Source organism: Piscirickettsia litoralis (assembly GCF_001720395.1).
Taxonomy (GTDB): Bacteria; Pseudomonadota; Gammaproteobacteria; order Piscirickettsiales; family Piscirickettsiaceae; genus Piscirickettsia; species Piscirickettsia litoralis.
In genome coordinates, this window is the sequence record NZ_MDTU01000001.1 from 424650 (window position 1) to 428076 (window position 3427).

4 protein-coding genes and 1 pseudogene are annotated in these 3427 nt (G+C 42.7%); all 5 read right to left on the minus strand.

From position 1 onward, the window contains the following. A pseudogene (locus BGC07_RS21480) lies at window positions 1–495 on the minus strand (mechanosensitive ion channel family protein); the annotation flags it as partial. Further along, window positions 483–1511 carry a beta-N-acetylhexosaminidase gene (gene nagZ, locus BGC07_RS01970; protein ID WP_069311752.1) on the minus strand — a complete coding sequence of 343 codons (1029 nt, stop codon included), beginning with the start codon at window positions 1509–1511 and terminating at the stop codon, window positions 483–485. The pseudogene BGC07_RS21480 and the gene nagZ, both read right to left, overlap by 13 nt. A gap of 21 nt (window positions 1512–1532) precedes the next feature. Further along, window positions 1533–1874 carry a DUF1820 family protein gene (locus BGC07_RS01975; protein ID WP_069311753.1) on the minus strand — a complete coding sequence of 114 codons (342 nt, stop codon included), beginning with the start codon at window positions 1872–1874 and terminating at the stop codon, window positions 1533–1535. A gap of 67 nt (window positions 1875–1941) precedes the next feature. Further along, the gene (locus BGC07_RS01980; protein ID WP_069311754.1) at window positions 1942–2514 is read right to left on the minus strand and encodes a TetR/AcrR family transcriptional regulator; all 573 of its coding nucleotides are present in this window, start codon (window positions 2512–2514) and stop codon (window positions 1942–1944) included. Beyond that, window positions 2492–3427: 3-hydroxyacyl-CoA dehydrogenase family protein (locus BGC07_RS01985; protein ID WP_235602840.1), on the minus strand; the 936-nt coding region annotated here is incomplete at its 5' end. The genes BGC07_RS01980 and BGC07_RS01985, both read right to left, overlap by 23 nt.

Here is a 3427-nt window from a genome sequence, read left to right on the forward strand (position 1 = left end):
AGGAATGTCCATGACTTGCAAAATCATGATCACACCCAAAATAATAATCAGGATACGACTAAACTTAGCAATCGCCCGAATCGAAGCTTTATCCAGACGCTGCCCCCCTCGAAAAGTCGTCCAATGATCTATGCCATAGGCTTCAGCACGGCGAATAAAACGTAAAATTGCCCAAACTAGGGCAACGACAATACCGATTTCTCGTGCAATCGAGACCCACTTTGGATTTAAGTAACTTTGCAGCCACGCTGGCGTGAAAGCGAGTAGATAAATAAACACGCAATACCAAGCCAATACACGCACCGGCGATTTGATTGCAAAAATAACAAAGTCATCCCAAACATTTTTAGTTTTTGATGCTTTATTTAATAACGTATTCATAACGACCACATAAATACGGTCTATTACAAATAGAGCAACAAGAGTAACAACGACAATACCCAATGAAGTTAGACCTTGATTGTCGTTTAAGAAATAGTCGATTACGTTGTGCATAATTGAGCAGCCTGTACGTGCTTAAGAGTTTGCTGGTATTGGGCATCCTGCTGTAAATCAGCAAGGGTGCCAAAAGAGGAGTGACCATAAAAATTCTGAATTTTGGCGGTTAAGTCTGTTGTTACGCTAAGAGTGTTGATCACAGATAAAACATCTTCACGCTCATTACATAATAAGGCCATATCACACCCAGCCTGCAAGGCTGAGCGCACTCTTGCCACTGCATCCCCTTGGTGAAAGGCTGCCCCCATACCTAGATCATCTGAAAACACTAACCCTTTGAACCCCAATTGCTGGCGCAAAATGACATTCAGCCAATACTGAGAATAACCTGCACTTGCCTCATCGATTTGACTATAAACCACATGAGAGGCCATCACACCAGCAAGTCCAGCTTTAATCATTTTTTGAAATGGGATCAAATCTTTTTGCCAAATCTCACTAAATGAACGCTTATCAATGGGTAAAGTAATATGAGAATCTTCAATAACACCACCATGCCCAGGATAATGCTTGCCCACCGCAGCGACCATCCCGGCCCGCTGCATACCTTGCATTAAGTTTTTCCCAAGTGCAGCAACAATGTCTGGCCGATTAGAAAAAGCACGCTGGCCAATCACTTGGCTTGCATCATCGCGTAAATCCAACACCGGTGTAAAGCTAAAGTCGACCCCACAGCTTAAAAGCTCACTCGCGAGTAACCAACCGACATCTATCGCTTCAAGCAAAGCAGCTGCTGCATCCTTTTGATAATGCTCGCCCAAACGCGCCATCGCGGCAATGGCTGAAAACCCTTTTTTAAAACGTTGAACACGCCCACCTTCTTGATCTACAGCAATCATTAAGCGCGGCTCTTTAATCACCTTAACTTCCGCAGTTAGCCGCACAAGTTGTTCAGGATCACTGTAATTACGCGCAAACAAAATCACTCCACCAATCAACGGGTGGGCTAATAACTGCCGCTCTTCTCGAGTCAATTCTAAACCTTCAATTCCGACGAGTAACGGGCCTAACATTGAAAATATCCTATCAGTTCTTTATTTTTGATCCGGTCCACGACCATAAAAATTATTTGGGAATGAAGTCACGTTATTCCCTGCTTTACTATCAGTATGCTCATGAATTTTCACTGTCCCTTTCTTTTCAACTTCATCGATACGAATCACCGCACCAACAGGGATATAGCTACGTTTAACATCCGCAAACTCAGCTTGGAGCTTCTCTTCTGCAGGATCAACTAAAATGGAAGAGCGTTCGAATAGGTATTCCTCAACTTCGATAAAGCCGAGCATATGACTCTGACTCACTTGTTTTGCATAAACTTCATACGTGGCCCCCTGGTTAATAAAGACCACTTTATACATATGATTATCTGTCATTACTTCACTCACATCACATTATCTTATTGGCAAGAATATCAGTTTTGCAGTGAAGTTCAAAACCTAGCTAATGCGCGAGACTTTCTACCCAACGCTTAAGGTCTAATAATTGCTTTTCTAGAATACGTGTATCAGCTAAAGCCTGTGTTAATAAAGACGCACCTTGTAACTGACTCATGTATTTTTGCGAAAACTCTGCTGCTCGCTCCATACCAACAAGCTGAATAAATTGTTGCTCAATCCAAGACAATAACTGGCGAAACAGTGCGCGAGTCGCCTCCCCTAAAACCCCTTGCTCACGGCTAAACTCTAAACTTAAACTGTTAAGAAAATGACCGGACTGAGCGATGGTTGTCGCTTGTTCTTCAACTTCAATCAACAAAGAGTTTAAGCGTTGCACCGAACTTTCTAAATCATTTAGCCCTTGTAAGTGGTATTTTAAGTTCTTACTAAAGCGTTCAATCACGGCCAATGCCAACATTTCTTTGGTTTTATAATAATAATACACATTCCCTAATGGCACATCGGCATGTTGGGCGATATCTGCCAATGTCGTTTTACTAAACCCCTGAGTGTGAATCAACTCACGCGCCGACTCTAGCAAACGAAAACGCTTGTCATTTTTTCTCATTAAATTCATTACTTGCCTCCTGCTGATTTAAAAACCGTTGCCAACCTGGATGAGCTTCAAAACGAGCACCATAACGCTTCGTCAAACGCTCGAGTGTATGCAGCGCCTGATGTCCTAATTGTTCAGCATAACTTGCCGGCCCCCCACGAAATGGCGCAAAGCCAGTCCCAAAGACCATGCCTAAATCCAGCACATCACTGTCTGCGACAATTTTCTCATCCCAACAAGCAACAGACTCATTCAATAAGCGCATCATTAAGCGATCTTGAATATCTACGGGAAGCTCTTTTGAAGTCTTGCTTTTAACAGGCTTGCCCTCTCGATATTCATAGAAACCACGCTTTGACTTCACTCCTAAATAACCTTGCTCAACCTTCTCTTTTAGCATCTCTGGCACATCACCACCATAAGCCTCACACAGCGTCTTCGCCACAGATAAGCACACATCTAACCCCACTTGGTCAGCAAGAGTGACAGGACCCATCGGCATGCCAAAAGAAAGGGCCGCTTCGTCTATATCCTCGCGGCTCACCCCTTCTTCAAATAACTGCACACTTTCTAACAAATAAGGCAATAAAATGCGATTGACTAAAAAACCAGGCTTAGACTTGACTTCAACGGCAATGCGATCGAGTTTTTTCGCAAATGCTTTCGCTGCTTGAATCGATTGACCTGCTGTTTTTTCAGAATGAACAATTTCAATCAATTTCATTTTTGCAACAGGATTAAAGAAGTGAATCCCGACCAGGCGTTCTGGTTTTTTCATATTTTTCGCAATTTCATCCAGGGGAATCGATGAAGTATTTGTCGCTAAAATGGCACTCATTTTTTGCCTCTTGTTCAATATTTTCAAAAGTGCCTGCTTAATTTGAGTATTTTCAACAACCGCCTCAATAATGACATCCGCATCAGCAACGCCTAC

Excerpts from the sequence above, each read along its gene's own strand:
- BGC07_RS01975 (WP_069311753.1), bottom strand. The coding sequence starts at position 1,874 with ATGACAGATAATCATATGTATAAAGTGGTCTTTATTAACCAGGGGGCC.
- BGC07_RS01980 (WP_069311754.1), bottom strand. The coding sequence starts at position 2,514 with ATGAATTTAATGAGAAAAAATGACAAGCGTTTTCGTTTGCTAGAGTCG.
- nagZ (WP_069311752.1), bottom strand. The coding sequence starts at position 1,511 with ATGTTAGGCCCGTTACTCGTCGGAATTGAAGGTTTAGAATTGACTCGA.